At 61.3% G+C, this 25,835-nt stretch carries 23 protein-coding genes; 9 read left to right on the top strand and 14 right to left on the bottom strand.

What is annotated here, in order from left to right; translation table 11 throughout:
- Positions 1 to 19 precede the first annotated feature (19 nt).
- Complete coding sequence (locus PDR5_RS18415) at positions 20 to 2,377, top strand: fimbria/pilus outer membrane usher protein (protein WP_064597812.1); 2,358 nt, start codon at positions 20 to 22, stop codon at positions 2,375 to 2,377.
- Positions 2,374 to 3,345 (top strand): Csu type fimbrial protein, encoded by a 972-nt coding sequence (locus tag PDR5_RS18410; protein ID WP_064597809.1) that lies wholly within the window; start codon positions 2,374 to 2,376, stop codon positions 3,343 to 3,345. Before PDR5_RS18415 ends, PDR5_RS18410 begins: the two co-directional genes overlap by 4 nt.
- A 6-nt stretch (positions 3,346 to 3,351) precedes the next feature.
- Here PDR5_RS18410 and PDR5_RS18405 read toward each other — a convergent pair whose 3' ends face one another.
- Both PDR5_RS18405 and PDR5_RS18400 read right to left on the bottom strand, forming a co-directional pair.
- Positions 3,352 to 4,104: an anti-sigma factor family protein gene (locus tag PDR5_RS18405; protein WP_064597807.1), complete on the bottom strand. Its 753-nt coding sequence runs from the start codon at positions 4,102 to 4,104 to the stop codon at positions 3,352 to 3,354.
- Positions 4,101 to 4,607, bottom strand: a complete 507-nt coding sequence (locus tag PDR5_RS18400) for an RNA polymerase sigma factor (RefSeq protein WP_064597805.1) — start codon at positions 4,605 to 4,607, stop codon at positions 4,101 to 4,103. The genes PDR5_RS18405 and PDR5_RS18400 overlap by 4 nt, the downstream gene beginning before the upstream one ends.
- Positions 4,608 to 4,764: 157 nt before the next feature.
- Here PDR5_RS18400 and PDR5_RS18395 point away from each other — a divergent pair, with 157 nt between their 5' ends.
- Both PDR5_RS18395 and PDR5_RS18390 read left to right on the top strand, forming a co-directional pair.
- Entirely contained in the window at positions 4,765 to 5,859 is a 1,095-nt protein-coding gene (locus PDR5_RS18395) for a catalase family peroxidase (protein ID WP_064597803.1), read from the top strand.
- Positions 5,856 to 6,401 (top strand): cytochrome b, encoded by a 546-nt coding sequence (locus PDR5_RS18390; protein ID WP_064597801.1) that lies wholly within the window; start codon positions 5,856 to 5,858, stop codon positions 6,399 to 6,401. The genes PDR5_RS18395 and PDR5_RS18390 overlap by 4 nt, the downstream gene beginning before the upstream one ends.
- A 7-nt stretch (positions 6,402 to 6,408) precedes the next feature.
- On the opposite strand, the gene PDR5_RS18385 is transcribed toward PDR5_RS18390, so the two are convergent.
- Positions 6,409 to 7,617: an MFS transporter gene (locus PDR5_RS18385; RefSeq protein ID WP_064597799.1), complete on the bottom strand. Its 1,209-nt coding sequence runs from the start codon at positions 7,615 to 7,617 to the stop codon at positions 6,409 to 6,411.
- 145 nt (positions 7,618 to 7,762) lie between these two features.
- The gene (locus PDR5_RS18380; RefSeq protein ID WP_064597797.1) at positions 7,763 to 8,914 is read right to left on the bottom strand and encodes a M14 family metallopeptidase; all 1,152 of its coding nucleotides are present in this window, start codon (positions 8,912 to 8,914) and stop codon (positions 7,763 to 7,765) included.
- Between the two features lie 97 nt (positions 8,915 to 9,011).
- Here PDR5_RS18380 and PDR5_RS29715 point away from each other — a divergent pair, with 97 nt between their 5' ends.
- Positions 9,012 to 9,230, top strand: a complete 219-nt coding sequence (locus PDR5_RS29715; protein ID WP_156669347.1) for a hypothetical protein — start codon at positions 9,012 to 9,014, stop codon at positions 9,228 to 9,230.
- 163 nt (positions 9,231 to 9,393) lie between these two features.
- On the opposite strand, the gene PDR5_RS18375 is transcribed toward PDR5_RS29715, so the two are convergent.
- A complete protein-coding gene (locus PDR5_RS18375) occupies positions 9,394 to 9,732 on the bottom strand; it encodes a DUF6124 family protein (protein ID WP_039767517.1) in 339 nt (112 codons plus the stop codon).
- Between the two features lie 129 nt (positions 9,733 to 9,861).
- Here PDR5_RS18375 and PDR5_RS18370 point away from each other — a divergent pair, with 129 nt between their 5' ends.
- On the top strand, positions 9,862 to 10,518 hold the full coding sequence (locus tag PDR5_RS18370) for a LexA family protein (RefSeq protein WP_039767691.1): 657 nt from the start codon (positions 9,862 to 9,864) through the stop codon (positions 10,516 to 10,518).
- Positions 10,519 to 10,557: 39 nt separating this feature from the next.
- Here the strand turns inward: PDR5_RS18370 and PDR5_RS18365 are convergent, their stop codons facing one another.
- From PDR5_RS18365 to PDR5_RS18350, 4 genes are read right to left on the bottom strand one after another with little or no spacing between them, the layout of a single operon-like run.
- Complete coding sequence (locus tag PDR5_RS18365; protein WP_064597794.1) at positions 10,558 to 12,507, bottom strand: acetyl/propionyl/methylcrotonyl-CoA carboxylase subunit alpha; 1,950 nt, start codon at positions 12,505 to 12,507, stop codon at positions 10,558 to 10,560.
- Positions 12,507 to 13,322: a gamma-carboxygeranoyl-CoA hydratase gene (locus tag PDR5_RS18360; protein WP_064597792.1), complete on the bottom strand. Its 816-nt coding sequence runs from the start codon at positions 13,320 to 13,322 to the stop codon at positions 12,507 to 12,509. Before PDR5_RS18360 ends, PDR5_RS18365 begins: the two co-directional genes overlap by 1 nt.
- Before the next feature lie 13 nt (positions 13,323 to 13,335).
- Positions 13,336 to 14,943, bottom strand: a complete 1,608-nt coding sequence (locus PDR5_RS18355; protein WP_064597790.1) for a carboxyl transferase domain-containing protein — start codon at positions 14,941 to 14,943, stop codon at positions 13,336 to 13,338.
- 12 nt (positions 14,944 to 14,955) lie between these two features.
- A complete protein-coding gene (locus tag PDR5_RS18350; protein WP_064597789.1) occupies positions 14,956 to 16,119 on the bottom strand; it encodes an isovaleryl-CoA dehydrogenase in 1,164 nt (387 codons plus the stop codon).
- 200 nt (positions 16,120 to 16,319) lie between these two features.
- Between PDR5_RS18350 and PDR5_RS18345 the strand changes: the two genes are divergently transcribed.
- The gene (locus tag PDR5_RS18345; protein ID WP_064597784.1) at positions 16,320 to 18,017 is read left to right on the top strand and encodes an AMP-binding protein; all 1,698 of its coding nucleotides are present in this window, start codon (positions 16,320 to 16,322) and stop codon (positions 18,015 to 18,017) included.
- Positions 18,018 to 18,686: 669 nt separating this feature from the next.
- Here PDR5_RS18345 and PDR5_RS18340 read toward each other — a convergent pair.
- From PDR5_RS18340 to PDR5_RS18330, 3 genes are all read right to left on the bottom strand, one after another.
- A complete protein-coding gene (locus PDR5_RS18340; RefSeq protein ID WP_007951509.1) occupies positions 18,687 to 19,586 on the bottom strand; it encodes a hydroxymethylglutaryl-CoA lyase in 900 nt (299 codons plus the stop codon).
- A gap of 142 nt (positions 19,587 to 19,728) precedes the next feature.
- Positions 19,729 to 20,130 (bottom strand): MerR family transcriptional regulator, encoded by a 402-nt coding sequence (locus PDR5_RS18335; protein WP_011334998.1) that lies wholly within the window; start codon positions 20,128 to 20,130, stop codon positions 19,729 to 19,731.
- 55 nt (positions 20,131 to 20,185) lie between these two features.
- Positions 20,186 to 21,130, bottom strand: coding sequence for a LysR family transcriptional regulator (locus tag PDR5_RS18330; protein ID WP_011334997.1), 945 nt, complete (start codon positions 21,128 to 21,130; stop codon positions 20,186 to 20,188).
- Positions 21,131 to 21,306: 176 nt separating this feature from the next.
- Between PDR5_RS18330 and PDR5_RS18325 the strand changes: the two genes are divergently transcribed.
- Positions 21,307 to 22,536: an acyl-CoA dehydrogenase gene (locus tag PDR5_RS18325; RefSeq protein ID WP_064597782.1), complete on the top strand. Its 1,230-nt coding sequence runs from the start codon at positions 21,307 to 21,309 to the stop codon at positions 22,534 to 22,536.
- Positions 22,537 to 22,680: 144 nt separating this feature from the next.
- Here the strand turns inward: PDR5_RS18325 and PDR5_RS18320 are convergent, their stop codons facing one another.
- Together PDR5_RS18320 and xthA are read right to left on the bottom strand one after the other, a co-directional pair.
- Entirely contained in the window at positions 22,681 to 24,015 is a 1,335-nt protein-coding gene (locus PDR5_RS18320) for a substrate-binding domain-containing protein (RefSeq protein ID WP_064600895.1), read from the bottom strand.
- Positions 24,016 to 24,135: 120 nt separating this feature from the next.
- Positions 24,136 to 24,948: an exodeoxyribonuclease III gene (gene xthA / locus PDR5_RS18315; protein ID WP_064380745.1), complete on the bottom strand. Its 813-nt coding sequence runs from the start codon at positions 24,946 to 24,948 to the stop codon at positions 24,136 to 24,138.
- A gap of 174 nt (positions 24,949 to 25,122) precedes the next feature.
- Here xthA and PDR5_RS18310 point away from each other — a divergent pair, with 174 nt between their 5' ends.
- Positions 25,123 to 25,773 (top strand): GNAT family N-acetyltransferase, encoded by a 651-nt coding sequence (locus tag PDR5_RS18310; RefSeq protein WP_064597780.1) that lies wholly within the window; start codon positions 25,123 to 25,125, stop codon positions 25,771 to 25,773.
- The last annotated feature ends 62 nt before the right edge of the window (positions 25,774 to 25,835 follow it).

Here is a 25,835-nt window from a genome sequence, read left to right as displayed (position 1 = left end):
TGACGGACGTAACACGCTAATGAGTCCAGGATGGGCTCGCCGTATTCAGCGTCCGTTGTGGCTCATGACCGGCGCGTGGTGCCTGATGTTCATTCATCCATCCGGGGCCGGTGAACTGCCGCCGCCTCCCAGCGGCATGGAGGCCGTGAGTGATGCACAGTTGTTTCTGGAACTGGTGGTCAACCAGATGAATACCGGCCATGTAGTGGCGGTGGAGCAACGCGGCGGGCGCCTGTTCCTGCCGGCCAGCGTATTGCGCGACACCGGCATGAAGCTGCCGGCAGAGGCCGGTGCCGAAGTCGATCTCGACGGCCTGCCGGGCCTGCACAGCGATTACGACAGCGTCAGCCAGCGCTTGCTGCTCGACGTGCCACCGGACTGGCTGCCGGAGCAGTTCATCGGCAACCGCGAGGTTTATCCGCGCACCCCGGCGCTGAGCAGTTTCGGCGCTTTGTTCAACTATGACCTCTACCTCAATGACACCGACGACGCCGGCACTTATCTGGCGGCGTGGAACGAGGTGCGGCTGTTCGACAGTTGGGGCACGTTGTCGAACACCGGGCAATATCGCCGTACGTTGTCGGGGGATGCGGTCAGCACGCTGGACAACGGCTATCTGCGTTACGACACCACCTGGCGCTACTCCGATGATGAACGGATGCTGACCTACGAGGCCGGGGACGTGGTCAGCGGCGCCTTGCCCTGGAGCAGTTCGGTACGGCTGGGCGGTGTGCAGTTCTCAAGGGATTTTGCGGTGCGTCCGGATCTGGTGACCTATCCGCTGCCGCAGTTCGCCGGGGAAGCGGCGGTGCCGTCCTCGGTGGATCTTTTTATCAACGGCTACAAGTCCAGCAGCACCGACCTGCAACCGGGGCCGTACACCCTGACCAACATTCCGTTCATCAACGGCGCGGGCGAGGCGGTGGTGGTGACCACTGATGCGCTGGGCCGGCAGGTGTCGACCACGGTGCCGTTCTACGTCACCAGCAGCCTGTTACAAAAGGGGCTGAGCGATTTTTCGGTGGCCGCCGGTACGTTGCGCCGGGATTATGGCCTGAAGGACTTCAGCTACGGACCGGGCGTGACCTCGGGCAGTCTGCGCTACGGCGTCAGCGACACGTTTACTCTGGAGAGTCACGCCGAGGCGGCGGATTCCCTGACCCTTGGGGGACTGGGCGGTAACTTGCGGCTGGGCAATTTCGGAGTGCTCAACAGTGCGATCAGTCAGAGCCGTTTCGACGGCGACGGCGGTCAGCAACTGAGCCTCGGTTATCAATACAGCGGCCAGCGCTACAGCTTTTCCTATCAGCGTCTGCAACGCCGCGATCGCTATGCCGACCTGACCGTGGTCGACAGCCCTTACACCACACTCAGCAAGCGCAGCGAGCAGGCGACCCTGAGCCTCAACCTTGAACGCTGGGGCAGTCTCGGCGTCGGTTATTTCGATATTCGCGCGGCAGACGAAACCCGCACGCGGTTGCTCAATCTGAGCTGGAGCAAACCGCTGTGGCGCAACAGCAGTTTCTACCTGTCGGCCAACCGCGAAATCGGCGACAGCAACTGGGCGGTGCAGGCGCAACTGGTGATCCCGTTCGACCTGCGCGGCAGTCTGGCCATCAGCAGCGAACGCAGCAAGACCGGGCAGACGCAGCAGCGGGTCAACTACAGCCGCGCCGTGCCGTCCGAGGGCGGGGTGGGCTTCAATCTCGGCTACGCCAAGGGCGACGGCGCCGATTACCGTCAGGCTGACGTGACCTGGCGTCTGCAATCGGTGCAATTGCAGGCGGGCGTCTATGGCACGTCCGACGCGGAAACCCGTTGGGCCGATGCCAGCGGCTCGCTGGTGTGGATGGACGATCAAGTGTTCGCCGCCAACCGCATCGACGATGCGTTCGTGGTGGTCAGCACCGACGGCTACGCGGACATTCCGGTGCGTTACGAGAACCAGCAGGTCGGCCAGACTGACCGCAACGGCCATTTGCTGGTGCCGTGGAGCAGTGCCTATTACCGCGGCAAGTACGAAATCGATCCGTTGAACCTGCCGGCCAACGTGCGCAGCCCGAATGTCGAACAGCGCGTTGCCGTGCGCCGGGGCAGCGGCTATCTGCTGGAGTTTCCGCTGAGCCGGGTGATTGCCGCGAGCATCGTGCTGGTGGATGCGCAGCAAAAGGAGTTGCCGCTGGGCAGTGGCGTGCTGCACGAACAGAGCGGCACGCGGACGGTGGTCGGCTGGGACGGACTGGTCTACCTGGAAAACCTCCAGGCGCAGAATTCGCTGCGGGTGACTCTCGCGGACGGCAAGACCTGCCAGGCGCAATTCAGCGTCGATCTGCAGCAGGATGAAGTGCCGCTGATCGGCCCGTTGGTGTGCCAATGATCCGGGCGCGGCTTGCTCTGTGGCTGTTGTTGCTGCTGCCGGGGCTGGCGCAGGCGCTGTGTTCGGTGGTGACCACCACGCCGGCCGGGTTCGGCAACATCAGCTCAATCGCCGTGCGCACCACCTCGCAACCCAGTTCTACCCTGAACGGAGGCTTGAGTTGCACCGGTTCGCTGCTGTCGCTGTTGACCAACAATGATCATTTCTGGGCCACCGTCACCTCGACCCAGAGCGGTTTGCTCGGGCCCTCCGGCGACGTGATCGGTTACACGATCTACGCCAACAACAGCACCAGTTACCCGCTGACGCGTGGCACCGCCTATGACTTCGCCCGCAACGGCATCATCGATGCCTTGGGATTGTTGGGCGGTACGGTGCCGAAAACCGTTCCGCTCTACTTCGGTACCACCATCGGCAGCAACGTGGCGGCCGGGGTGTATACCGAGACACTGAGCATTTTCTGGAACTGGAATTATTGTTCGGGCATCGGTGTCGGCGGGCTTTGCCTGGGCCGCGACATCAACAGCGGTACCACGACACTGACGGTCAACCTGACGGTGTCCAACGATTGCACCATCACCGCGCCGAACATCGCTTTCGGCAGCGCACCGGTGGTCAGCGCGTTTACCCCGGTGACCGGGCAGACCATCAACCTCGCCTGCACCAAGGGCAGTGCCTACACCGTGGGGCTGAACGACGGGCAGAATGCGCTGAGCGTTGGCGGACGACGGCGGATGATTTCCGGCAGCAACTATCTGGCCTACGACATCTTCAAGAGTGCCGGCACCACCCGTTGGGGCAGTGTCGGCGCGGCTCGTCGGGCCAGCAGCGATGCCGAGGTCAACCCCGGCAACGGGCTGGGTACCGGCAGCCAGATCTTCAACTACAACGCGAAAATCTACACCGACCAGACCACACCGCCCGCCGGAACCTACCTGGACAATGTGGTGCTGGATGTGGGGTTCTGAAACCGGCTAGAAGCTCAGGGATTGCTTGAGCATTTTCGCCGCCGGGGTGTCGGTCGGACTGACCATCGCGTAGTTGTAGCCTTTGCCGGACCAGTACTCGGCCTGCAGATCTCCGTCCTGGCGGCTACCCCGGGGCAGGAAGGTATTTTTCGGTCCCGGTGGACGCACGTAGAAACTGACCTTGTGCCCGCTCTGGTCTTCATACATCACCATCGCCGCGGGGCCTTCGTCAGTGCTCAGCAGGCGGCCGCTGACCGGTTCAAACCCGGCCGACGTCAGGTCCGGCAGGCGATTGGCCTGAGTGAAATAACGGTCGAGCCAGCGCTGGATGTCGCCGTCGCCATCGACTTTGTAGTCCGCCGGCAGAAGCCCTTGCTGGGCGATCAAACGGTACGCCTGCAAGGCGTCCGTCATCGGTGCCGGGGGATGAAACACGGTCATGTCCCGGGCCTTCCAGCCACCGACACCGCCGAGGCTGACGGCAATCAGCAACACCGCCGCGCTGGCCCACTGGCGGCGCGATTGGCGTTTGAGGCGCTGACGGATCAGCGCCGGATCGAGGTCCGGATTGGCCGGCTGTTGCAAGGCGCCGCCGAGGGCGGCGCGCAGGTGCTGGGCGTCCTGTTGCCAGGCGCGAACCTGCGCCGCTTCGTCCGGGTGACTGGCGAGCCAGGTTTCCAGCACATGCCGGTCGGATTCGCTGAGCTGATGGTCGACGTAGGCGTGCAGGTCACGTTCGTTGGGGGGCAGACTGATCATTTGAGTATCCGCAAGGAAGGGCTGCTGATTTCCCCGTCGCTGAGCTGGCGCAGGGCCTGGCGAGCACGGGACAGGCGCGACATCACGGTGCCGGTGGGGACGCCGAGAATCTCGGCGACCTCCTTATAGGTCAGGCCTTCGACCGACACCATCAGCAGCAGCGCGCGCTGTTCGGTGGGCAGTCGGTCGAAGGCTTTCAAAGTCGATTGGGCAATGACGGTGCGTTCCACCGAGGGCTCGGCGTCATCGCGTCCGGTGAAGATTTCGAGCATCCGCGCATAACGCCGCGAACGCCGGTGCGCATCGAGAAACTGCCGGTACAGGATCGAAAACAGCCAAGCGCGCAGATCACCGTCGGCGCGTTTGTCACCCCAACCCGACAGCGCCCGCTCCAGACTGGCCTGTACCAGGTCGTCGGCGCTGCTGCCGTTGCGAGTCAACGACACGGCAAAACGCCGCAATCTGGGGATTATTTCTCGCAGTTGTTCGTCGAATTCGCTCATGAAGTTCTGCTAGTCGCTACGCTGTGGACTAGGAAGACGCCCGGCATTGGAGGTTATTCCACGTTCTGAAAAATAAATACCGGGCCGTGGAATAAATCCCGATGGTGTGCGTCTTGCTGATTCTTCCTACTTGTGGCCGATGGCCCTGGAGTGCTTCATGGTTGATCGCAGTTCATCGCCCGGCGGGCCACAACGCCCGCCACTGAGTGCCGCGAGCCTGGTGTTGCGGCTTGGCGGAATCGCCGTGGTAGTCGCAGCCCTGGCCGGGGCGTTTGCCTACGTTCATGGTTCATTTGACCCACAACGCCTGACACCAAAAGCGTTGGTGGATGTGCTGGAAAAGAACAACGGCGTGCATCCGGGCTTTCGCCGCAATCACGCCAAAGGTGTGTGCGTGATCGGACATTTCGAGAGCAGCGGCGAGGCTCGCTCGTATTCTGTCGCGCAAGTGTTCAACGAGCCGCGCACTCCTGTGGTCGGGCGCTTTGCGTTGCCAGCCGGCAGTCCGTATGCGCCGGACAGCGCCGTACCGATCCGCAGTCTGGCGCTGCGTTTCACTCAGGCCAACGGCCAGCAGTGGCGCACCGGGATGAACAGCATGCCGGTGTTCCCGGTCGGCACGCCCGAGGCGTTCTATCAATTGCAGCAGGCGCAATCGCCGGATCCCGCCACCGGTAAACCGGATCCGACCAAGGTCCCGGCATTTTTTGCCTCACACCCGGAAGCCGTGCCGTTTCTGACCTGGATAAAAACCGCCAAACCTTCGGCCAGTTACGCGACGGAAACCTACAACAGCGTCAACGCGTTCTATCTGGTGGATGCCAGCGGCAAGAAGCAAGCGGTGCGCTGGAGCATGACGCCTCTGGCCCAGGACGCTGCCGGTGCGACCGCGCCTGAAGGTAGCGACTTCCTTGAAAAAGACCTGGTGCAGCGCCTGGCGGAAGGGCCGCTGCGTTTTCAGTTGAACATCACCTTGGCCAACGCCGACGATCCGGTGAACGATGCGAGCAAGACCTGGCCCGCCGGTCGCAAAGTGTTGAACGCCGGCACCCTGGTGCTGGAAAAGACCCAGCCGCAGCTCAGCGGCGAATGCCGTGACATCAACTACGATCCGCTGGTGCTGCCGGCCGGCATTCAGGGTTCCGACGATCCGCTGCTCGCCGCGCGCTCGGCCGGTTACGCCGATTCCTACCTGCGTCGCACCAGCGAAGTCAGCCAACTGCCCACCGGCAAAAAGGAGGCTCGCCCATGAGCACGCAACCGACTCATTTCAATCCGCTGGCGCGGTTGCTGCACTGGTTGATGGCGCTGATGATCATCGCGATGTTGTTCATCGGCGCCGGCATGGTGACCTCGGTGTCGGCGCGGCATGAATGGCTGATCAATCTGCACAAACCGTTGGGCATCGCGATACTCGCTTTGGTGATCGTGCGTATTCTGGTGCGGCTCGGCACCCGTCAGCCGCCGCTGCCGGCGGATCTGCCGGGCTGGCAAGTGATGGCGGCCAAGGCCTCTCATCTGTTGCTATACGCGCTGATGCTGGTGTTGCCGCTGCTGGGCTGGGCGATGATCAGCGCGGCGGGGGATCCGGTGATGTTCGGCGCGTCCCTGCAATTGCCGTCGATCGTGCCGGCGGATGCGCAGGTGTTCGCGTTGCTGCGCAAGGCTCACGGGTATCTGGCGTATCTGCTGTTCCTGACCGTGCTGCTGCACCTGGCGGCGGCGCTGTTCCATGGCTGGGTGCGCCGCGACGAGGTGCTCGACAGCATGCTGCGGGGACGCAATCGCGGTTGATCGTGTGTCAGTCCGACGTGGCGAGGGCGCAAGCCGCCTCGCCACGTTTCCGGGTGGCCAGCGTTCGCCACCAGTACAGCAACGCGACCATGTTGATTGCGGCACCCAGCCCGCAGACGCCCGGCCATCCTGCCCAGGCGTACATGGCGGTCGAGGCGATTGAGCCCAAGGCGCTGCCAATTGAGTAAAACAGCATGTAGCCGGCGGTCAGTCGGCTCTGCGCCTCCGGGCGGACGCTGTAGATCATGCTCTGGCTGGTGACGTGCACGGCCTGCAAGCCCAGATCCAGAGTGATGACGCCAAGCAGTAGCGCCCATAGTGATAAATGGGTGAGTGCGATTGGCAACCACGAGCCCAGCATCAGCAGCAGCGACAGACCGCTGACCCATTGCCCCCATCCTCGATCCGCCAGGTGTCCGGCTCTGGCGGCGGCGAGTGCACCCGCCGCGCCGGCGAGTCCGAACAATCCGATCTCACTGTGGGAAAGCGACAGCGGCGGGGCGGCCAGCGGCAACACCATCGGCGTCCACAGCACCATGGCGCTGGCGAAGGTGAGCAGGGCGAGGATTGCTCGTTGGCGCAGCACCGGTTCTTCACGAAACAGGCTGAACACTGAGGCGATCAATGCCACGTAATGCGTGGTCGGTCGTGCTTCTTCATCCTTGGGCAACACCCGAAACAGCAACACAGCCATCACCAGCGTCAATCCCGCTGACAGCAGATAGATCGAGCGCCAGCCGGCCAGATCAGCCATGCCGCCGGCCACCGTGCGCGCCAGCAGAATGCCGACGACGATGCCGCTGGTGATCACGCCGACTACCTTTCCGCGTTGTGCCGGGACCGCGAGAGTTGCGGCGTAGGCGACCAACACCTGGGTGACCACGGCCAGCAGGCCGGTCAGGGTGACGCCAATCAGCAGCCAGGTGCTGTTCGAGGCCAGAGCAATCATCAGCAAGGCTGCGGCGGACAACAGTGTTTGCGTGACGATCAGCCGCCGGCGGTTGAGCAGGTCGCCGAGGGGTACGAACAATAACAGCCCGAGGCCGTAGCCGACCTGAGTCAAGGTCATGACGATGCCGATGCTGCCCGGCGACAGGCCGAAGGCTTCGGCCATCGCATCCAGCAGCGGCTGGGCGTAATACACGTTGCCCACCGCGAGGCCGCAAGCGATGGCAAAAAGCAGCACGACACCTTTATCGAGTGTTGCAGTTTTCATGTCCCGATCCTTTCAGGTTTCAAGTTGAAACTTGATTGACGGTAAGTAATCCGGTTTTGATTTGCAACCTGATTGGGTAAAAGTCGGCGCAAAAAAAAGATCGCAGACAGGCTGCGATCTTTTGTGAAGCGAAACTCAGGGGCGATCAGCGCAGGGTGTCGACCATGTCCGCGATGGTGGTCAGCACGTCCTTGCCCAGTTGCTTCGAGCGCTTGCCCGACCAGCCGGTGAGCGGATTCGGCGCATCATCGTGATCCTTGAACGGCATTTCCAGGGTCAGTGACAGGCAGTCGAACTTCTGGCCGACGCTGTTGCAGGCCAGGGTCATGTTGGCCTGGCCCGGTTCATCGCGGGTGTAGCCATACTTGGTCTGGAAATCTTTGGTGGTGTGTTTGAGGTGGCTGCGGAAGTGTTCTTCGAGTTTCTCGATCCGCGGGGTGTAACCCGGATTGCCTTCGCAGCCGGCGGTGAACACGTGGGGAATTTCTTCGTCGCCGTGTACGTCGAGGAACAGATCGACGCCGTACTTTTCCATTTGCTGTTGTACGAAAAGTACTTCGGGGCTGACTTCCTGACTGGCGTTCTGCCAGGCGCGGTTCAGGTCCTGGCCCATGGCGTTGGTGCGCAGGTGACCGTGGAAGGCACCGTCCGGGTTCATGTTCGGCACCAGGTACAGATCGGCGCTGGCCAGCAGTTTGTTCAGCACTGGATCGTCATGATGTTCCAGGCGTTCGATCACGCCTTCCATGAACCACTCGGCCATGTGCTCGCCGGGATGTTGCTGGGCGATGATCCAGATCTTGCGTCGACCTTCGGCGCCAGTGCCTTTGCGCAGCAGCTGAATGTCGCGACCTTCGACGCTTTTGCCGGTGGCCAGCAGTTCGGTGCCGGCCTTGGTCAGCGCCTGCTCGATCAGCCAGTCATGACGGCCACGGCTGTAGGGCTCGAAGTAGGCGAACCAGGCGTGGGTCTGCTCGGCTTCAAGGCAGAAGCGCAGGCTGTCGCCTTCGAATTGGGTCGGAATGCGGAACCAGTTGACGTGATCGTAAGAGGCGACCGCCTGATAGCCGGTCCAGGCCTTGTTGTAGGAGGACTGACTGGCGTTGACCAGACGGAACCAGTGTTCCTGATGAACGTGCAGGCCGCTGGCCTTGAAGTGGAACCACTGGAAATGGGCGCTGCGGGTATCTGGCCGAATTGCCAGAACCGGGTTGAGCGGATTGCTGATGTCGATGACTTGGATGTTGCCGCTGTCGAAGTTGGCGCTGATGTCGAACGAAGATTTGGCCACGGTCATAATCGGTTCCTGAATATGATTTTTATGGCGGCTACTTTACACGCAAGACAGGGGTGAAACCGAGGGAAATTGCGGGTTGTGGCGGGGGGCGTCTTCCGTGACGCGGATGCAGCTTAGTGGCTGTGCGATTGATTCTCAAGTGCTAATTGGCATTACTTTGCCCCAATGGGGCCGGGGTCCGCTTGCCAAGCAATATTCTTTTGATATTATCCGCGCCATCGAATTTGCAGCACCCAAAGACTTCATTAGCCTGAAGCCACAAGCCAGAAAACTGGCAAAAAAAAGACCCGGCAAAAAGCCGGGTCAAAAACCGTGATTAGCCTGATGAGGAGATAGTCCAGAAGACCGACCTAAGGTCTCTGGCCCATCGACTGATCTCGCGACCAGCTGCTTGCAATAATAATCATTATCATTTGCAAGTCAAATGTTTTTATCTGCGCGATTGGAAAGTTCTTTCCTGTCCGTCCTAACTCCCGTCTTCAGCGAACCGCGCCATCGAGCGAGTGATCGACCATCGCTCGTGCCATGTCCACCATGTGCACGACCGAAAACGCCAGATCCCGATTGACGCCCTGTAAGCCATCCGCAGCCTTGAACGCCGTGGCTGCTGCGCATCGCAGCAGGTCGGAGGCGTGGACCAGGGATTCTTCGCCACTCAGGTTGCTGTTCACGCCGAAGAAGCGTTCCTCTGCATCCGGTTCTGACACAGCTGGTTTCAAGTAATAGTCCAACGCCCGTTGCGCAGCGGCACACCCTTGCGGGGAGGTGAAGGTGGTGTCCATTTGCAGGTCGGGCAAGTCTTTGCTGGTGATATTCATGGTGAAAGGTCACTCCTTGGTCGATTCAAATCCGTGACCCAAGAATAGTACTTTCAGTATTTGTGACCAGAATTTAAATACTACAATATGTGTTTTGCCGGCCGCAGGCGTCCACGTATGGTGCCGCACATGGATAAATGGATTGAGTTGGTCAAGGCCAAAATGAGTGAACTCAACGTCACTCAAGTCGAGCTCGGCGAGCGCGTCGGCATGTCTCAGGGCGGTATCGGCCATTGGCTGAACAAGCGCCGCGAGCCCGGCATCACGCAGATGAACCGCGTGCTGAAAGCGCTGGGCATGGAGTATCTCGAGGTCGCGGTGGTGATTCGTGAACCGCAGATCGATGCGGACGACGAAATGCCCCTGGCGCAGAAGTACAACCCTTACTTTCGCTATCCGGTCAGCGAGTGGAATGCGCCGGTCGAGGCCCGCGAGAGCCAGCCAGCGTATTCGAGTGCCAAGGACAAGCGACGTTTCGAACTGACGGATTACCACGCCCGTGGCCCGGCGTTCTGGCTGACGGTGACGGGTAACGCGATGACCGCGCCCACCGGGCAGAGCATCGGCGAGGGGATGATGATTCTGGTGGACCCGGCGCTGGAAGCCGAGCCCGGAAAACTGGTGATCGCCCAGTGGCCTGACAGCGACGAGGCGATTTTCCGCAAACTGATCGAAGAGGGCGGCCAGCGTTACCTGGTGCCGCTCAATCCGACCTGGCCGAAAGCCTTGTTGACCGACGAGTGCCGAATTATCGGCGTCGTGGTTCAGGCAACGGCCAAATACTAGTCAGATCGATCCTCGCCAGGCGTAGGATCGATCCATCTTTCAAGCTTCTTCCAGTTCGACCAGTGCGCTGCCTTCGCTGACCATTTCGCCTTCCTGGCAATACAGCGCCTTGATCACCCCGGCGTGGGGCGCGCGGATGCTGTGCTCCATCTTCATCGCTTCCAGTACCACCAATTGCGCGCCGGCCTCAACCGCTTGCCCGGCCTCCACCAGTACCCGCACGATGCTGCCGTTCATCGGCGCCGTCAGACCGCCCTGATGGCTGTGGCTGGCGTCGACAGCGCTGATCGGGTCATACGTTTCAACGCGTCGCAACTCGCCGTCCCATTGCAGAAACAGCACCTCTTCACGACGAATCGCCCGCAGCTGCCGACGCAGCCCGTCGTGCTCGAGTATCAGTTGCTCGCCGATCAGTTTTGCACTGCCGCCAGCACCGAGCGTCAACGCCCGGTCCTGCCCCTCGCAACTCAAATGCAAAGTGATTTCACGTGGCAGGCCAGCACGCAAACCGCTGGGAAGCGCCCAAGGCGAAGCGGGATCATCCGCCCGAGCCATCCCCGGCAGGCTCTGCGCAAAAGCCTGCGCCGCCGCCTCCCAGAACTCATCGCTCAGCACAGCAGGCGCTGGCAGCAACTGTTCCTGATAGCGCGGAATAAACCCAGTATCCAGCTCGGCCGCCGCGAACGCCGGATGACCGATGATCCGCCGCAGGAAGTTGATGTTGGTCTTCAGCCCGCCAATCGCAAACTCATCGAGCATGCTCAGCAGCCGCAAACGCGCCTGTTCACGATCCTCGCCCCAGGCAATCAGCTTGCCGAGCATCGGATCGTAGAACGGCGAAATCTCGTCGCCTTCTTCAACGCCGCTGTCCACACGGCGCCCCGGCCCTGCGGCGGATTCGCGATACAGATCCAGACGCCCGGTTGCCGGCAGGAAGTCATTCGACGGATCTTCCGCATACAACCGAACCTCAATCGCATGCCCGTTGAGCGGCACCTGATCCTGGGTGATCGGCAGTGCTTCGCCGCGAGCAACGCGAATCTGCCAGGCCACCAGATCGAGCTCGGTGATGGCTTCGGTGACCGGGTGTTCGACCTGCAGCCGCGTGTTCATCTCCATGAAGAAGAACTCGCCGCGAGCATCCAGCAGAAACTCCACCGTGCCGGCACCGATATATCCGATGGCCTGCGCCGAACGCACAGCCGCTTCGCCCATCGCACGGCGCAGCTCCGGACTCAGCCCCGGTGCCGGCGCCTCTTCGACGACCTTCTGGTGCCGACGCTGGATCGAGCAGTCGCGCTCATTCAAATACAGGCAATTGCCATGCTGATCGGCGAATACCTGGATTTCCACGTGCCGCGGCTTGAGCAGGTATTTCTCCACCAGCATCCGCGAGTCGCCGAACGACGACTGCGCTTCACGCTGTGCGGAGGCCAGCGCTTCAGCCAGTTGACTGACGTCCTCAACGACCTTCATGCCTTTACCGCCACCGCCAGCGGTGGCCTTGAGCAGCACCGGATAGCCGATGCGCTCGCAAGCATCGCGGAAGGTGTCCAGATCCTGAGTTTCGCCGTGATAACCCGGCACCAGCGGCACGCCAGCCGTTTCCATCAGGGCCTTGGCGGCGGATTTGCTGCCCATCGCGTCGATGGCCGAGGCGGGTGGGCCGAGGAAGATCAGGCCGGCCGCTTCGATGGCGCGAGCAAACCCGGCGTTCTCCGACAGAAAGCCATAACCCGGATGAATCGCCTGAGCGCCGCTGGCCTTGGCCGCCGCGATCAGTTTGTCGATTTGCAGATAACTGTCAGTCGCTTTGCTGCCGCCCAGATCAACGCGGATGTCCGCTTCACGGCTGTGCCGCGCTTCACGGTCGGTGGCGCTGTGCACGGCGACCGTGGTCAGGCCCAAGGCCTTGGCGGTCCGCATGACCCGGCAAGCGATTTCGCCACGGTTGGCCACCAGCAGGGTGGTGAGAACAGGTGCGCTCATCAACGCGGCTCCTTGGTGGTGGTTGCGGCTTGCCAACTCGGCGCACGTTTCTGCAAAAAGGCCCGCAAGCCTTCTTGGCCTTCCGGGCTGACGCGAATGCGGGCGATGGCGTTTTCGGTGTAGCGGCGCAGGGCTGGCGTCAGCGCGCCGTTGCCGACTTCACGCAGCAGGTCCTTGCTGGCGCGCATCGCGGCGGGGCTGTTGAGCAGGAGGTTGTCGATCCATTGTTCGACTTTCTGTTCAAGCTCGGTTGCCGGATAGCTTTCCGATAACAAACCGATTTCACGCGCCCGTTGGCCGCCAAAACGCTCGGCCGTCAGCGCATAACGCCGCGCCGCGCGCTCGCCGATGGCTTGCACCACAAACGGACTGATCACCGCCGGCGCCAGGCCAATGCGCACTTCCGACAGGCAGAACTGCGCGTCATCGGCGCCAATCGCCATGTCGCAGCAACTGATCAGACCCAGCGCGCCGCCGAACGCCGCGCCTTGCACCACGGCAACGGTCGGGATTTTCAGTTTGGCGAGGTTGTACATCAGCTCCGCCAGTTCCCGGGCGTCGTCGAGGTTGGTGTGGTAATCGAGTTCGGCCGATTGCTGCATCCAGGCCAGATCCGCGCCAGCGCTGAAGTGTTTGCCGCGTCCGCGCACCAGCAGGAAACGCAGGCTGGCATCGCTGGCGATCTTGTCCAGCGCCAGGATCAGTTCGCGGATCATCTCGGCGTTGAACGCGTTGTTCTTTTCTTCGCGGCTGAGCCACAGGGTCGCGAAACCCCGTGGATCGCTCTGCACTTCGAGGGTGTTGAAGTCGCTCATGAGGTTCTCCCGATCACATCCGGAACACGCCGAAGCGGCTCGGTTCGATAGGCGCGTTCAACGACGCGGACAAGGCCAGGGCCAGTACATCGCGGGTCTGCGCCGGGTCGATGACGCCGTCGTCCCACAGCCGTGCGCTGGAGTAGTAGGGGTGACCCTGCTCTTCATACTGGTCGAGGATCGGTTGTTTGATCTCGCTTTCCTGCTCGGCGCTGAACGCCTGACCGCTGCGTTCGGCCTGCTCGCGCTTGACCTGAACCAGCACGCCGGCCGCCTGTTCGGCGCCCATCACGCCGATCCGCGCGTTCGGCCACATCCACAGGAAACGCGGATCGTAGGCCCGCCCGCACATGCCGTAGTTGCCTGCGCCGAAGCTGCCGCCGATGATCACGGTGAATTTAGGCACCTTGGCACACGCCACGGCGGTCACCAGTTTGGCGCCGTGCTTGGCGATGCCGCCGGCCTCGTATTTCTGGCCAACCATGAAGCCTGTGATGTTCTGCAGGAACAGCAGCGGAATCCCGCGCTGGCAGGCCAGTTCGATGAAGTGCGCGCCTTTTTGCGCGGCTTCGGCGAACAGGATGCCGTTGTTGGCGAGGATCGCGATCGGGTAGCCGTGCAGATGGGCGAAGCCGCACACCAGCGTCGTCCCGAACAGCGCTTTGAATTCATCGAACACCGAACCGTCGACCAGTCGCGCAATCACTTCGCGCACATCGAACGGCTGCTTGGCGTCCGCCGACACCACGCCGTACAACTCGTCGCTGGCGTACAGCGGAGCAATCGGCGCGCGCTGCTGCACTTCGCCGAGTTTGCGCCAGTTGAGGTTGGCGACGCTGCGGCGGGCGAGGGCGAGGGCGTGCTCGTCGCTTTCGGCGTAATGGTCGGCAACCCCGGAAGTCTTGCAGTGCACATCGGCCCCGCCGAGGTCTTCGGCGCTGACCACTTCACCGGTTGCGGCTTTCACCAGCGGCGGGCCGGCGAGGAAAATTGTTGCCTGATTGCGCACCATGATCGCTTCGTCTGCCATCGCCGGCACATAGGCGCCGCCGGCGGTGCATGAACCCATGACCACGGCAATCTGCGGAATGCCCATGGCGCTCATGTTGGCCTGGTTGAAGAAGATCCGCCCGAAGTGTTCGCGATCCGGGAACACTTCGTCCTGGCGCGGCAGGTTGGCGCCGCCCGAGTCCACCAGATAAATGCACGGCAAGCGGTTTTGCTGGGCGATGGTCTGGGCGCGCAAGTGTTTCTTCACGGTCAGCGGGTAGTACGAACCACCTTTTACCGTCGCGTCGTTGGCGACGATCATGCATTCGACGCCTTCCACGCGGCCGATCCCGGCAATCACGCCAGCGGCCGGCACGTCCTCGCCATAAACGGCATGAGCGGCCAATTGGCTGATTTCCAGAAACGGCGAGCCCGGATCGAGCAAGCGGTTGATCCGCTCACGCGGCAGCAGTTTGCCGCGCGAGGTGTGACGTTCCTGAGCTTTCGCGCCGCCGCCCTGGGCCACTTGGGCGAGCAGGGTGTGCAGGGCGTCGACCTGTTTGAGCATCGCCGCGCTGTTGGCGGCGAACTCCGCTGAACGAGGGTTGAGCTGGGTATGCAGGATAGCCATGGACAGCTCCGTTTAGCGGGTTTCGTTGAACAGTTCGCGACCGATCAGCATGCGACGGATCTCACTGGTGCCAGCGCCGATTTCGTACAGCTTGGCGTCACGCAGCAGACGACCGGCGGGGAATTCGTTGATGTAACCGTTGCCGCCGAGAATCTGGATCGCGTCCAGAGCCATTTGTGTGGCGCGTTCGGCGGTGTAGAGGATCACGCCGGCGGCGTCCTTGCGCGTGGTTTCGTTACGCTCGCAGGCCTGGGCCACGGCGTAAAGGTACGCGCGGCTGGCGTTGAGCTGGGTGTACATGTCGGCGACTTTGCCCTGGATCAGCTGGAATTCGCCGATGCTCTGGCCGAACTGCTTGCGATCGTGGATGTACGGCACGATCAGGTCCATGCACGACTGCATGATCCCGGTCGGGCCGCCGGACAGCACGACGCGTTCGTAATCGAGGCCGCTCATCAGCACTTTCACGCCGCCGTTGAGGACGCCGAGGATGTTCTCTTCCGGCACCTCGACGTCATCGAAGAACAGCTCGCAGGTGTTGGAGCCGCGCATGCCGAGTTTGTCGAACTTGTTGCTGCGGCTGAAGCCTTTCCAGTCACGTTCGACGATGAACGCGGTGATGCCGTGCGGGCCTTTTTCCAGGTCGGTCTTGGCGTAGATGACGTAAGTGTTGGCGTCGGGACCGTTGGTGATCCAGGTCTTGCTGCCGTTGAGCACGAAGCGGTCGCCGCGTTTATCGGCACGCAGTTTCATCGAGACCACGTCGGAACCGGCGTTCGGCTCGCTCATCGCAAGTGCGCCGACGTGTTCGCCGCTGATCAGCTTCGGCAGGTATTTGGTTTTCTGTTCGTGGTTGCCGTTGCGGTTGATCTGGTTCACGCAGAGGTTGGAGTGGGCGCCGTAGGACAACGCCACCGAAGCCGAGCCACGGCTGATTTCTTCCATCGCCACCACGTGCGCCAGGTAACCCAGGCCAGCGCCGCCGTACTCTTCCGGTACGGTGATGCCGAGCAGGCCCATGTCACCGAACTTGCGCCACAGATCAGCCGGGAACAGGTTGTCGCTGTCGATCTGCGCGGCACGCGGGGCGATCTCCTTGGCGACAAAGGACTGAACCTGATCGCGCAGCATGTCGATGGTTTCACCGAGGGCAAAGTTCAGGGATGGGTAGCTCATGGGTCACCTTTTGGCTTTTTTGTAGGGTGGGGAGAAGGGCGTTTCAGTTCTCACCTTTACGTTAACGTAAGCCTGTGACGAATGGCTGTCAATCACCCTTTACGTTAACGTCAACTTGAGCGAGAGTAGGGCCAGTTCTGAATGGTCGGAGCTCAATGGCTCCGGTCCAACACCCACTAATAAAGACAATAGGGGTCGTCATGGATCAACCCAGTGCAAACCCGCAGCGCAGCTATACCCGTGGATCCCAGGACAAAGCCTTGCTGGCGATGACCATCGGGCAGAAGTTCGACGAGACCGTCGCGCAGTACCCGGACGGCGAGGCGCTGGTGGTGCGTCATCAGCAGCTGCGTTACACCTGGCGGCAACTGGCCGACGCGGTGGATGTTCACGCCAGAGCCCTGCTGGCGTTGGGTTTGCAGGCCGGTGATCGGCTCGGCATCTGGGCGCCGAACTGCGCGCAGTGGTGCATCACGCAGTTCGCCACCGCGAAGCTCGGCGTGATCCTGGTCAACATCAACCCGGCCTACCGCAGCTCCGAACTCGAATACGTGCTCAAGCAATCCGGTTGCCAATGGCTGGTCTGCGCCGGTGCTTTCAAGAGCTCCAACTATCACGGCATGTTGCAAGGCTTGCTCCCGGAACTGGTCGAGCAATCCATCGGCGAGCTGCGCAGCGAGCGCCTGCCGGAGCTGCGCGGCTTGATCAGCCTCGACCCGCGGCCGCCTTCGGGTTTTCTTCCGTGGTCGCAACTGGCAGATCTGGCCGCCAGTGTCTCTCCAGAACAATTGCGTGAACGCAGCGACGGTCTGCACTTCGATCAGCCCGTCAACATTCAGTACACCTCCGGCACCACCGGTTTTCCCAAGGGCGCGACCCTCAGTCACTACAACATCCTCAACAACGGTTACATGGTCGGCGAAAGCCTCGACCTGACCTCCGCCGATCGCCTGGTGATCCCGGTGCCGTTGTATCACTGCTTCGGCATGGTCATGGGCAACCTCGGCTGCATCACCCACGGCAGCACCATGATCTATCCCAACGATGCCTTCGATCCGCTGCTGACCCTGAGCACCGTCGCCGAAGAAAAGGCCACCGCGTTGTACGGTGTACCAACCATGTTCATCGCCATGCTCGATCAGCCACAACGCGCCGAATTCGACCTGTCGACCCTGCGCACCGGGATCATGGCCGGCGCCACTTGCCCGATCGAGGTGATGCGCCGGGTCATCAGCGAAATGCACATGAGCGAAGTGCAGATCGCCTACGGCATGACCGAAACCAGCCCCGTGTCCCTGCAGACCGGCCCATCCGACGAGCTGGAACTGCGCGTCACCACCGTGGGCCGCACTCAGCCGCAACTCGAAAGCAAAATCATCGACGAGGCCGGCAATCCGGTACCGCGCGGCACCATCGGCGAGCTGTGCACCCGTGGCTACAGCGTGATGCTCGGCTACTGGAACAACCCGCAGGCCACCGCCGAAGCCATCGACGCGGCAGGCTGGATGCACACCGGCGACCTGGCGAGCATGAACGACGAGGGTTACGTGTGCATCGCCGGGCGTAACAAGGACATGATCATCCGTGGCGGCGAAAACATTTACCCGCGCGAACTGGAAGAGTTCTTCTTCACCCATCCAGCGGTGGCGGACGTGCAGGTGATCGGTATTCCCTGCTCGCGTTACGGGGAAGAAATCGTCGCCTGGATCAAATTCCATCCCGGCCACAGCGCCACCGAGCAAGAACTGCAAGCGTGGTGCAAGGAGCGCATCGCCCACTTCAAGACGCCGCGTCATTTCAAGTTCGTAGAGGAGTTTCCGATGACGGTAACGGGCAAGATCCAGAAATTCCGGATGCGTGAGATCAGTATCGAAGAATTACGCGAAAACCAGACCTGACAAAGATCGAATGTGGGAGCGGGCTTGCTCGCGAATGCAGTGTGCCATTCACCAAGCATGTTGACTGACCTGACGCATTCGCGAGCAAGCCCGCTCCCACAAAGGGGAGGGGCGGTGAAAACAGAAATCACAGGAAGCACAAAGGGGAGCCGAAGCTCCCCTTTAATTTTGTCGTCGCGTGCTCTTTTTTATTATTGAGGGTCGGTCTGTTGTTGTTTTTGGCAACCGTGGCCCTTTACCGCTGTTTTTGGCGACCCCCATCCGGGGTCAAGAGCAAACGTATTTTTTTGAGCGCTGATCTGCTTTCTCGCCAAGCGATCCAACCGATTCGGGAGCTACCTGAAGGTAGTTTTATTGTTCTCTGCCCGGTTGCGGGTCATTCCGAGGAATACCCTGAAAAGCACACCTTCTCCAAAAAAATCTGTTAGCTGCGTCTCTGCCGTGTTGTTTTTGTTATGTCAGAGTCGGTACGTCTTATTTTTATTGGTTTGCTGCTTTTTATTCTTGTTATGCCATAGAGATAGCAGAAGCCGTGCCAACTTTTCAAAACCCTTTTAAATCAAGGGCTTGAGATTTTTGAAGGATTTATCCTTCAGGCAAAACCAGACAATTTGTTTCCGTGTTACTCGCTTGTGCCCACGTTTCGCGCTCGGCGGTAACACCATCCCCTCACTGTGCGCTGCGAGCCTTGGCCACGCGCGAACCGGTCGGGCGACCCAGCACCGCACTGATCTGCTGGCCTGCGGCAATCAAGGCGTCGAGGTCGATACCGGTCTCGATGCCCAGGCCATTGAGCAGGTACACCACGTCTTCGGTGGCGACGTTACCGCTGGCGCCCTTGGCGTACGGGCAGCCGCCGAGGCCGGCGATCGAGCTGTCGAACACCGCGATGCCTTCCAGCAGGCTGGCGTAGATGTTGGCCATGGCCTGGCCGTAGGTGTCGTGGAAGTGGCCGGCGAGTTTCTCTCGAGGCACCTGTTTCGAGACCACTTCGAACAGCCGGCGGGTGGCGCCCGCGGTGCCGGTGCCGATGGTGTCACCCAGCGAAACTTCATAGCAGCCCATCGCGTACAGCTCGCGAGCGACCATGGCGACTTGTTCCGGCGCGACCTCGCCTTCGTAAGGACAGCCGAGCACGCAGGACACGTAACCGCGCACGGTAACGCCGTGCTGTTTCGCCGATTCCATGATCGGCGCGAACCGCGCCAGGCTTTCGCTGATCGAGCAATTGATGTTGCGCTGCGAAAACGCTTCCGACGCAGCCGCAAACACCGCGACTTCCTTGACCCCGGCGGCCAGCGCATCTTCAAAACCCCGCAGGTTCGGCGCCAGTGCGCCGTAGGTCACGCCGGGCTTGCGCTGGATCTGCGCGAATACATCAGCGGAACCGGCCATCTGCGGCACCCACTTGGGCGAGACGAAACTGCCGACTTCTATATAGCCGAGGCCGGCGGCGCTCAGCGCGTCGACCAGTTGCACCTTGTCGGCGACGCTGATGGGCTGGGCTTCGTTCTGCAGGCCGTCACGCGGGCCGACTTCGATCAGGCGTACTTGGGAGGGGAGGGACATGGCGTTGACCTGCTCTTTGAATTCCTGCGGAACCCCTTGTGGGAGCGGGCTTGCTCGCGAAAGCGGAGTGTCAGCCGACAAATCTGTTTCTGAAACACCGCTTTCGCGAGCAAGCCCGCTCCCACATTGGGATTTATTTAGGTTACTGAACTGATTGCTGACTCTTGAGCGTCTGCTCCAGCGCCTGCACGCAGCGTTCTTCGGCGGTGTCGAGTTCCAGCTTCATCTGTTCGATGTCCAGCAATTGCTGTTCAAGCTGTGCCCGGCGTTCGCTGATTTTCGCCAGCATGCTGTTGAGTTGTTTGGTGTTACCGCTGGAGGGGTCGTAGAGCTCGATCAGCTCGCGACACTCGGCCAGGGAAAAACCGATGCGCTTGCCCCGCAGGATCAGCTTCAGGCTGACCTTGTCGCGCGGCGAATAGATGCGTTCCTGGCCTCGGCGCTCGGGGCTGAGCAGGCCTTGTTCTTCATAAAAGCGGATCGCCCGGGTGGTGATGTCCAGCTCGCGGGCGAGGTCGGAAATGCTGTAGGTCTGGCTGCTCATGAAAGCGCTCGAAGAAGGGTCTTGGCGCTAAGCTAATGGCAGGTTGACGTTTACGTCAAGTAGCGGGCGCCTGCAGCTTGTCGAGCTTCTTCTCGTGCGCTGTCACTTGCTGGCACAACTCGATCATCTGCTCGCGCATCCAGCGGTTGGCCGGGTCCTGATCAGTGCTTTCGTGCCAGTACAAATGGGTTTCCACCGGCGGTACATCGTTGACCGGCAGATTGAACGCATGCAGGTCATGGCGGCGGGCGAAACGCTCCGGCACGGTCATCACCATGTCGGTCTGCTGCAACACCTGGGACGCCATCAGATAGTGCTGCGAGCGCAGGGCGATCTTGCGCTGGATGCCCATTTTGCCCAGCGCCAGATCGACATGGCCCAGGCCACTGCGCCGGCTGGAAATATGAATGTGGGTCAGCGACAGGTAATCGTCGAGGGTGAATTTTTCCTTGGTCGCCAGCGGATGGCCCTTGCGCATCGCGCAGACGTAACGGTCTTCCATCAGCTTGACGTGGCGCACCTGCGGGTCGGTGTTGAGCGGCGCATCCACGGCAAAGTCGAGACGCCCGGCAGCCAGCTCCTTGGTGGTTTCCCGGCGTTTGGACAGGAAGCTTTCGATGATCACCGTCGGCGCCAGACGACGCAGACGCTGGAACAGCGGCGGCAGAATCACCGCTTCGGTCAGGTCAGTCATGCTGATGCGGTAGGTCTTGACCGCTTGCGAGGGGTTGAAAATGCGGCTTTCCTGAACCGAAACCCGCAACAGCGACAGTGCGTTGCGCACCGGACCGATGATGTTCTGCGCCATGGGCGTCGGCACCATGCCTTGGGCGGTGCGCACGAAGAGCGGGTCGTTGAAGGTCTCGCGCAACCGCGCCAATGCGTTGGACACCGCTGGCTGGGTAATGCCGACAATCTGCCCGGCGCGGGTCAGGTTGGCTTCGGTGTAGATCGCGTCGAAGACGATGAAAAGGTTGAGGTCGACCTTGCTCAGATTCATTACGCGGCTCTCTTGTTATAGGTGAATGGCGCGGGTCAGGGCGGCCAGGAAAATCAACCAATCATATATCGGTGATGAATGTTTATACACGCCGAGAATAGGCTAGGTAAATTATCAACGCTGTTCTAGCATCGATTGCATGAATTAAACAACCTGCCGAAAAAAGGTAATTGCTCATGGATTTCGCTTATTCGCCCAAGGTGCAAGAACTGCGTGAGCGCGTGACCGCGTTCATGGACACTTACGTTTACCCGGCCGAAGCCGTGTTCGAACGGCAGGTTGCCGAAGGCGATCGCTGGCAGCCGACGGCGATCATGGAAGAACTCAAGGCCAGGGCAAAGGCCGAAGGTCTGTGGAATTTGTTTCTGCCTGAGTCGGAACTGGGCGCCGGCCTGACCAACCTCGAATACGCGCCATTGGCGGAAATCATGGGCCGTTCGTTGCTCGGTCCCGAGCCGTTCAACTGCTCGGCCCCCGACACCGGCAACATGGAAGTGCTGGTGCGTTACGCCAACGAAGAACAGAAGCAGCGCTGGCTCGAACCGCTGCTGCGCGGTGAGATCCGCTCGGCATTTGCCATGACCGAGCCGGACGTTGCGTCCTCTGACGCCACCAACATGGCCGCCCGTGCCGTGCGTGATGGCGACGAGTGGGTGATCAACGGCAAGAAATGGTGGACCTCCGGCGCCTGCGATCCGCGCTGCAAGATCCTGATTTTCATGGGCCTGAGCAACCCCGACGCCCCGCGTCACGCTCAGCACTCGATGATCCTGGTGCCGGTCGACACTCCCGGCGTGAAGATCCTCCGTCCGCTGCCGGTGTTCGGTTACGACGACGCGCCCCACGGCCACGCCGAAGTGCTGTTCGACAACGTGCGGGTGCCGTACGAAAACGTCCTGCTCGGTGAAGGACGCGGCTTCGAAATCGCACAAGGTCGTCTTGGCCCGGGCCGGATTCACCACTGCATGCGTTCGATCGGCATGGCCGAGCGCGCACTGGAGCTGATGTGCAAACGTTCGGTAAGCCGCACCGCGTTCGGCAAACCGCTGGCGCGTCTGGGCGGTAACGTCGACAAGATTGCCGACTCGCGGATGGAAATCGACATGGCGCGCCTGCTGACCCTGAAAGCGGCGTACATGATGGACACCGTGGGTAACAAGGTCGCCAAGAGCGAGATTGCACAGATCAAGGTCGTGGCACCGAACGTCGCGTTGCGGGTGATCGACCGGGCGATCCAGATTCATGGCGGGGCCGGGGTGTCGAACGACTTCCCGTTGGCCTACATGTACGCCATGCAACGCACCCTGCGCCTGGCCGACGGCCCGGACGAAGTGCACCGCGCGGCGATCGGCAAGTTCGAGATCGGCAAGTACGTGCCGAAGGAAATGCTGCGCAGCGAGCGCTGATCCAAAAGCGCGTTATCGTTCATCGCTGGCAAGCCAGCTCCCACAAGTCTGCTGGTGTTCACACCATTGGTGTTCACCGAAGATCCCTGTGGGAGCGGGCTTGCCCGCGATGGCGTCAGTGCCCGCAACGCATCAACACCAGATTCAGTAAACCCAAACCTCAACCCGCCGATTCTTGATCCTGCCTTCATCCCCGCTGTTGGTCGCCACCGGCATCAGCGCGCCAAACCCGCGCACCTCGCGCAGCACCACGCCGTTCTTCACCAACTCCCGGCGGACCGCCATCGCCCGCAGCTTCGACAGCAAATCCGCCCGCGCCGGGTCGTCCTTGGCGTCGCCGAATCCCACCAGCGTTACCGCGCGGTCGGTCTTGTCGTGGTGCTTTATATAGTCGAACACCCGGGCCAGATCCTGACGGGCCTTGTTGTCGAGGCTGGCGCTGCCTTCTTCGAAGCGAAAGTTCACGGTCAGACGCTGGGCGTGGCGGCTGAGGGATTGATAACCCTCGGGCATCAGCGCATTCGGTGTGACGGCGATGGCCTGCACGGTCTGGGCAATAAAACCGTTGGCCGCGACAATCGCCTGGCCCCGGCGGCTCTGCGCAAACTCCACCAATGCCTTGGCCCAGGGATTGTTGCTGTCCGGCGGCAGGTAGAAGAACAAACGCCGCGACAGCGGATAGTCTTCGGTGGCGATCAGGCTGGCGAGCGGCAACATTGCCTGGGATTGGCCGTCGACGATCGCCACGGCCTTGGCCTGGCGCACATACGGCAGGCCGATGAAACCGATGGCCTGCGGATCGGCACTCACGGCGTCGGACAACTGCTCGCTGGATTCGAACCGTTTCGCGGCATTGCTCAGGGATTTCCCACGACGGCTGAGAACAAGTTCCTTGAAGGTGTCGTAGGTGCCGGACTGATCATCCCGCGCATATAAATGAATCGTCCCACCCTTGCCGCCGACGTCTTCCCACGTCTTCGCCTCGCCGCTGAAGATCCGCGCCAGTTGTTCGGTGTTCAATTGATTCAGCGGATTGTCGGGATGAAGGATGATCGCCAGGCCATCGATGGCAATGACTTGCTCGGCGTCGGGACTTTTCAGATCGCCCCGGGCTTGCAGGTTCAGCAGTTCGCTGTCCTTGATCGGGCGCGAAGAGGCGGCCAGATCGGCGCTGGCATTCTTGAGTGCAGTGAAACCTGTGCTCGAGCCGTGGGCAGCGATTTCCACCACGACCCTCTGGCCTTGGGCCGTCAGGCCGACGACCCGTTGTTCGTTGGCGGTGTCCGGGGTTTCGCTGTGGACTTTCAACAGCCCCCGGTCTTGCAACAGGCCTTCCACCAGCGCCGGGCCGAGCGCCGCGCCAATGGTGTTAGAACCCTGGATGCGCAATACCGGGCCGTTCTCGGGAATGGGCAACGCCGCAACCGCAACCTGCAGCCAGGTGCTCAGGAGAAAGACGAACAGAACACGCAGGGTCATGCCGGCACCGAATGCAGCCAAGGGGATTGCCGGGGAGATTAAGTCAGTGAGATTGCTGAAAGATGACAGTGCTCAAACTGTGGGAGCGAACTCCCACAGCGATTTGAGCTGATTGCGGTATCAGCTCAATTCAAGCCAGATCGGCGCATGGTCCGAAGGCTTTTCCATCCCGCGCAGTTCATAGTCGACGCCGGCGGCTTTCACCCGTGGCAGCAAACCGTGGGACGCCAGAATCACATCAATGCGCAGACCGCGCTTCGGCTCGTCTTCAAACCCGCGACTGCGGTAGTCGAACCAGCTGAACGTGTCGGTCACGTCCGGGTTCAGGTGACGGAAACTGTCGGTCAGGCCCCAGTTTTTCAGGCGGGCCATCCACTCGCGCTCTTCCGGCAGGAAGCTGCATTTGCCGGTTTTCAGCCAGCGTTTCATGTTGTCCGGGCCGATGCCGATGTCGCAGTCTTCGGGGGAGATGTTGACGTCGCCCATCACCACCAGCGGCTGTTCGTTGTGGAACTGGCTTTCCAGCAGCGCTTGCAGATCGCTGTAGAAACGCTGCTTGGCCGGGAATTTGGTCGGATGGTCGCGGCTTTCACCCTGTGGGAAATAGCCGTTCATGATCGTCACCGGCACGCCGTTGGCGTCGGCGAATGTGCCCCAGATGAAGCGCCGCTGCGCGTCTTCTTCATCGGTGGCGAAGCCTTTGTGTACGGCAATCGGTTCCTGGCGCGAGAGCAGGGCGACACCGTAATGGCCTTTCTGGCCGTGGAAATACACGTGATAACCCAGGGCCCGCACTTCATCCAGCGGGAACTGGTCGTCGTGGACCTTGGTTTCCTGCAGGCCGATGACGTCCGGCTGATGCTTTTCGATCAGCGCCGCCAGCTGATGCGGGCGGGCCCGCAGTCCGTTGATGTTGAAGGAAACGATCTTCATGGTCGGCAGTCCTGGCAAAAGGGCGATGCTAGCTGACATGTAGGATCTGGGCCAGCGTGGCGGTAGTCCATATGCGCTGCTAATGTCTTTCGGGTGTGGGAACGATCCCTTCTGCCCAAGGCTCGTATAACAAGAACGGGGCCTCTTGAGTCCCGTCCAGGGAGAATCACCGTCATGCCTGAAACCCAAACCGCCGTTGCCGACATCCACATGCTCGACCGCGGCTATTCCCGTGAAGCGCGATCTCTTCTCTATCAGGCTTATCGCCACGAGCCGACCTTCGCTTACCTGTTCGAAGCCGAGCGTCCGGGTTACGAGCAGCGGGTGCGGGCCACGGTGCGGGAATTGGTCAAACAGCACTTCCTGCAGGATCTGCCGGCCATCGGCCTGCTGGTCAACGACCGCTTGATCGGCATCGCCCTGATCGCGCCGCCGCAACGGCGTCTGGGCGTTACCGAAAGTTGGGCCTGGCGTTTGCGCATGGTGCTGAGCACCGGCTTCCGCTGCACCCGCCGTTATCTGGAATATCACGCTGCCGTTGAAGCCTGCGTGCCGACCGACTCGGTGCACATGCTGCCGCTGCTCGGTGTGCATCCACAATTTCAGGGCAAGCATTTCGGCGAGCAACTGCTGCAAGCGGTGCACAACTGGTGCGCGGTGGACGAAAGCTCCCAAGGCGTGATTCTCGACACCGGCAACCCGCGCTATCTGGAGTTCTACAAGCGTCAGGGTTACGAGGAAATCGGCGAAGTGGCCGTCGGCCCGGTTCGCGAGCACGTGTTTTTCCACGCCAACCCGCAGGTGTTACAAACTGCAACGGGATAACCGTCGAACTTTTTGGGAAATTTCCTGTTCTATCACGCTCCCAAGCCCGTGATAGCATCCGC

The sequence above is a fragment of the Pseudomonas sp. DR 5-09 genome (genome assembly GCF_001655595.1).
In the GTDB taxonomy this organism is placed as follows: Bacteria; Pseudomonadota; Gammaproteobacteria; order Pseudomonadales; family Pseudomonadaceae; genus Aquipseudomonas; species Aquipseudomonas pharyngis.
The sequence above is the reverse complement of the archived record's forward strand: the minus strand, read 5'-3'. Positions and strand labels throughout refer to the sequence as shown.

Bases quoted from the DNA above. Each gene is read 5' to 3' on its own strand.
- PDR5_RS18415 (WP_064597812.1), top strand. From the start codon at position 20: ATGAGTCCAGGATGGGCTCGCCGTATTCAGCGTCCGTTGTGGCTCATG.
- PDR5_RS18410 (WP_064597809.1), top strand. From the start codon at position 2,374: ATGATCCGGGCGCGGCTTGCTCTGTGGCTGTTGTTGCTGCTGCCGGGG.
- PDR5_RS18405 (WP_064597807.1), bottom strand. From the start codon at position 4,104: ATGATCAGTCTGCCCCCCAACGAACGTGACCTGCACGCCTACGTCGAC.
- PDR5_RS18400 (WP_064597805.1), bottom strand. From the start codon at position 4,607: ATGAGCGAATTCGACGAACAACTGCGAGAAATAATCCCCAGATTGCGG.
- PDR5_RS18395 (WP_064597803.1), top strand. From the start codon at position 4,765: ATGGTTGATCGCAGTTCATCGCCCGGCGGGCCACAACGCCCGCCACTG.
- PDR5_RS18390 (WP_064597801.1), top strand. From the start codon at position 5,856: ATGAGCACGCAACCGACTCATTTCAATCCGCTGGCGCGGTTGCTGCAC.
- PDR5_RS18385 (WP_064597799.1), bottom strand. From the start codon at position 7,617: ATGAAAACTGCAACACTCGATAAAGGTGTCGTGCTGCTTTTTGCCATC.
- PDR5_RS18380 (WP_064597797.1), bottom strand. From the start codon at position 8,914: ATGACCGTGGCCAAATCTTCGTTCGACATCAGCGCCAACTTCGACAGC.
- PDR5_RS18375 (WP_039767517.1), bottom strand. From the start codon at position 9,732: ATGAATATCACCAGCAAAGACTTGCCCGACCTGCAAATGGACACCACC.
- PDR5_RS18370 (WP_039767691.1), top strand. From the start codon at position 9,862: ATGGATAAATGGATTGAGTTGGTCAAGGCCAAAATGAGTGAACTCAAC.
- PDR5_RS18365 (WP_064597794.1), bottom strand. From the start codon at position 12,507: ATGAGCGCACCTGTTCTCACCACCCTGCTGGTGGCCAACCGTGGCGAA.
- PDR5_RS18360 (WP_064597792.1), bottom strand. From the start codon at position 13,322: ATGAGCGACTTCAACACCCTCGAAGTGCAGAGCGATCCACGGGGTTTC.
- PDR5_RS18355 (WP_064597790.1), bottom strand. From the start codon at position 14,943: ATGGCTATCCTGCATACCCAGCTCAACCCTCGTTCAGCGGAGTTCGCC.
- PDR5_RS18350 (WP_064597789.1), bottom strand. From the start codon at position 16,119: ATGAGCTACCCATCCCTGAACTTTGCCCTCGGTGAAACCATCGACATG.
- PDR5_RS18345 (WP_064597784.1), top strand. From the start codon at position 16,320: ATGGATCAACCCAGTGCAAACCCGCAGCGCAGCTATACCCGTGGATCC.
- PDR5_RS18340 (WP_007951509.1), bottom strand. From the start codon at position 19,586: ATGTCCCTCCCCTCCCAAGTACGCCTGATCGAAGTCGGCCCGCGTGAC.
- PDR5_RS18335 (WP_011334998.1), bottom strand. From the start codon at position 20,130: ATGAGCAGCCAGACCTACAGCATTTCCGACCTCGCCCGCGAGCTGGAC.
- PDR5_RS18330 (WP_011334997.1), bottom strand. From the start codon at position 21,130: ATGAATCTGAGCAAGGTCGACCTCAACCTTTTCATCGTCTTCGACGCG.
- PDR5_RS18325 (WP_064597782.1), top strand. From the start codon at position 21,307: ATGGATTTCGCTTATTCGCCCAAGGTGCAAGAACTGCGTGAGCGCGTG.
- PDR5_RS18320 (WP_064600895.1), bottom strand. From the start codon at position 24,015: ATGACCCTGCGTGTTCTGTTCGTCTTTCTCCTGAGCACCTGGCTGCAG.
- xthA (WP_064380745.1), bottom strand. From the start codon at position 24,948: ATGAAGATCGTTTCCTTCAACATCAACGGACTGCGGGCCCGCCCGCAT.
- PDR5_RS18310 (WP_064597780.1), top strand. From the start codon at position 25,123: ATGCCTGAAACCCAAACCGCCGTTGCCGACATCCACATGCTCGACCGC.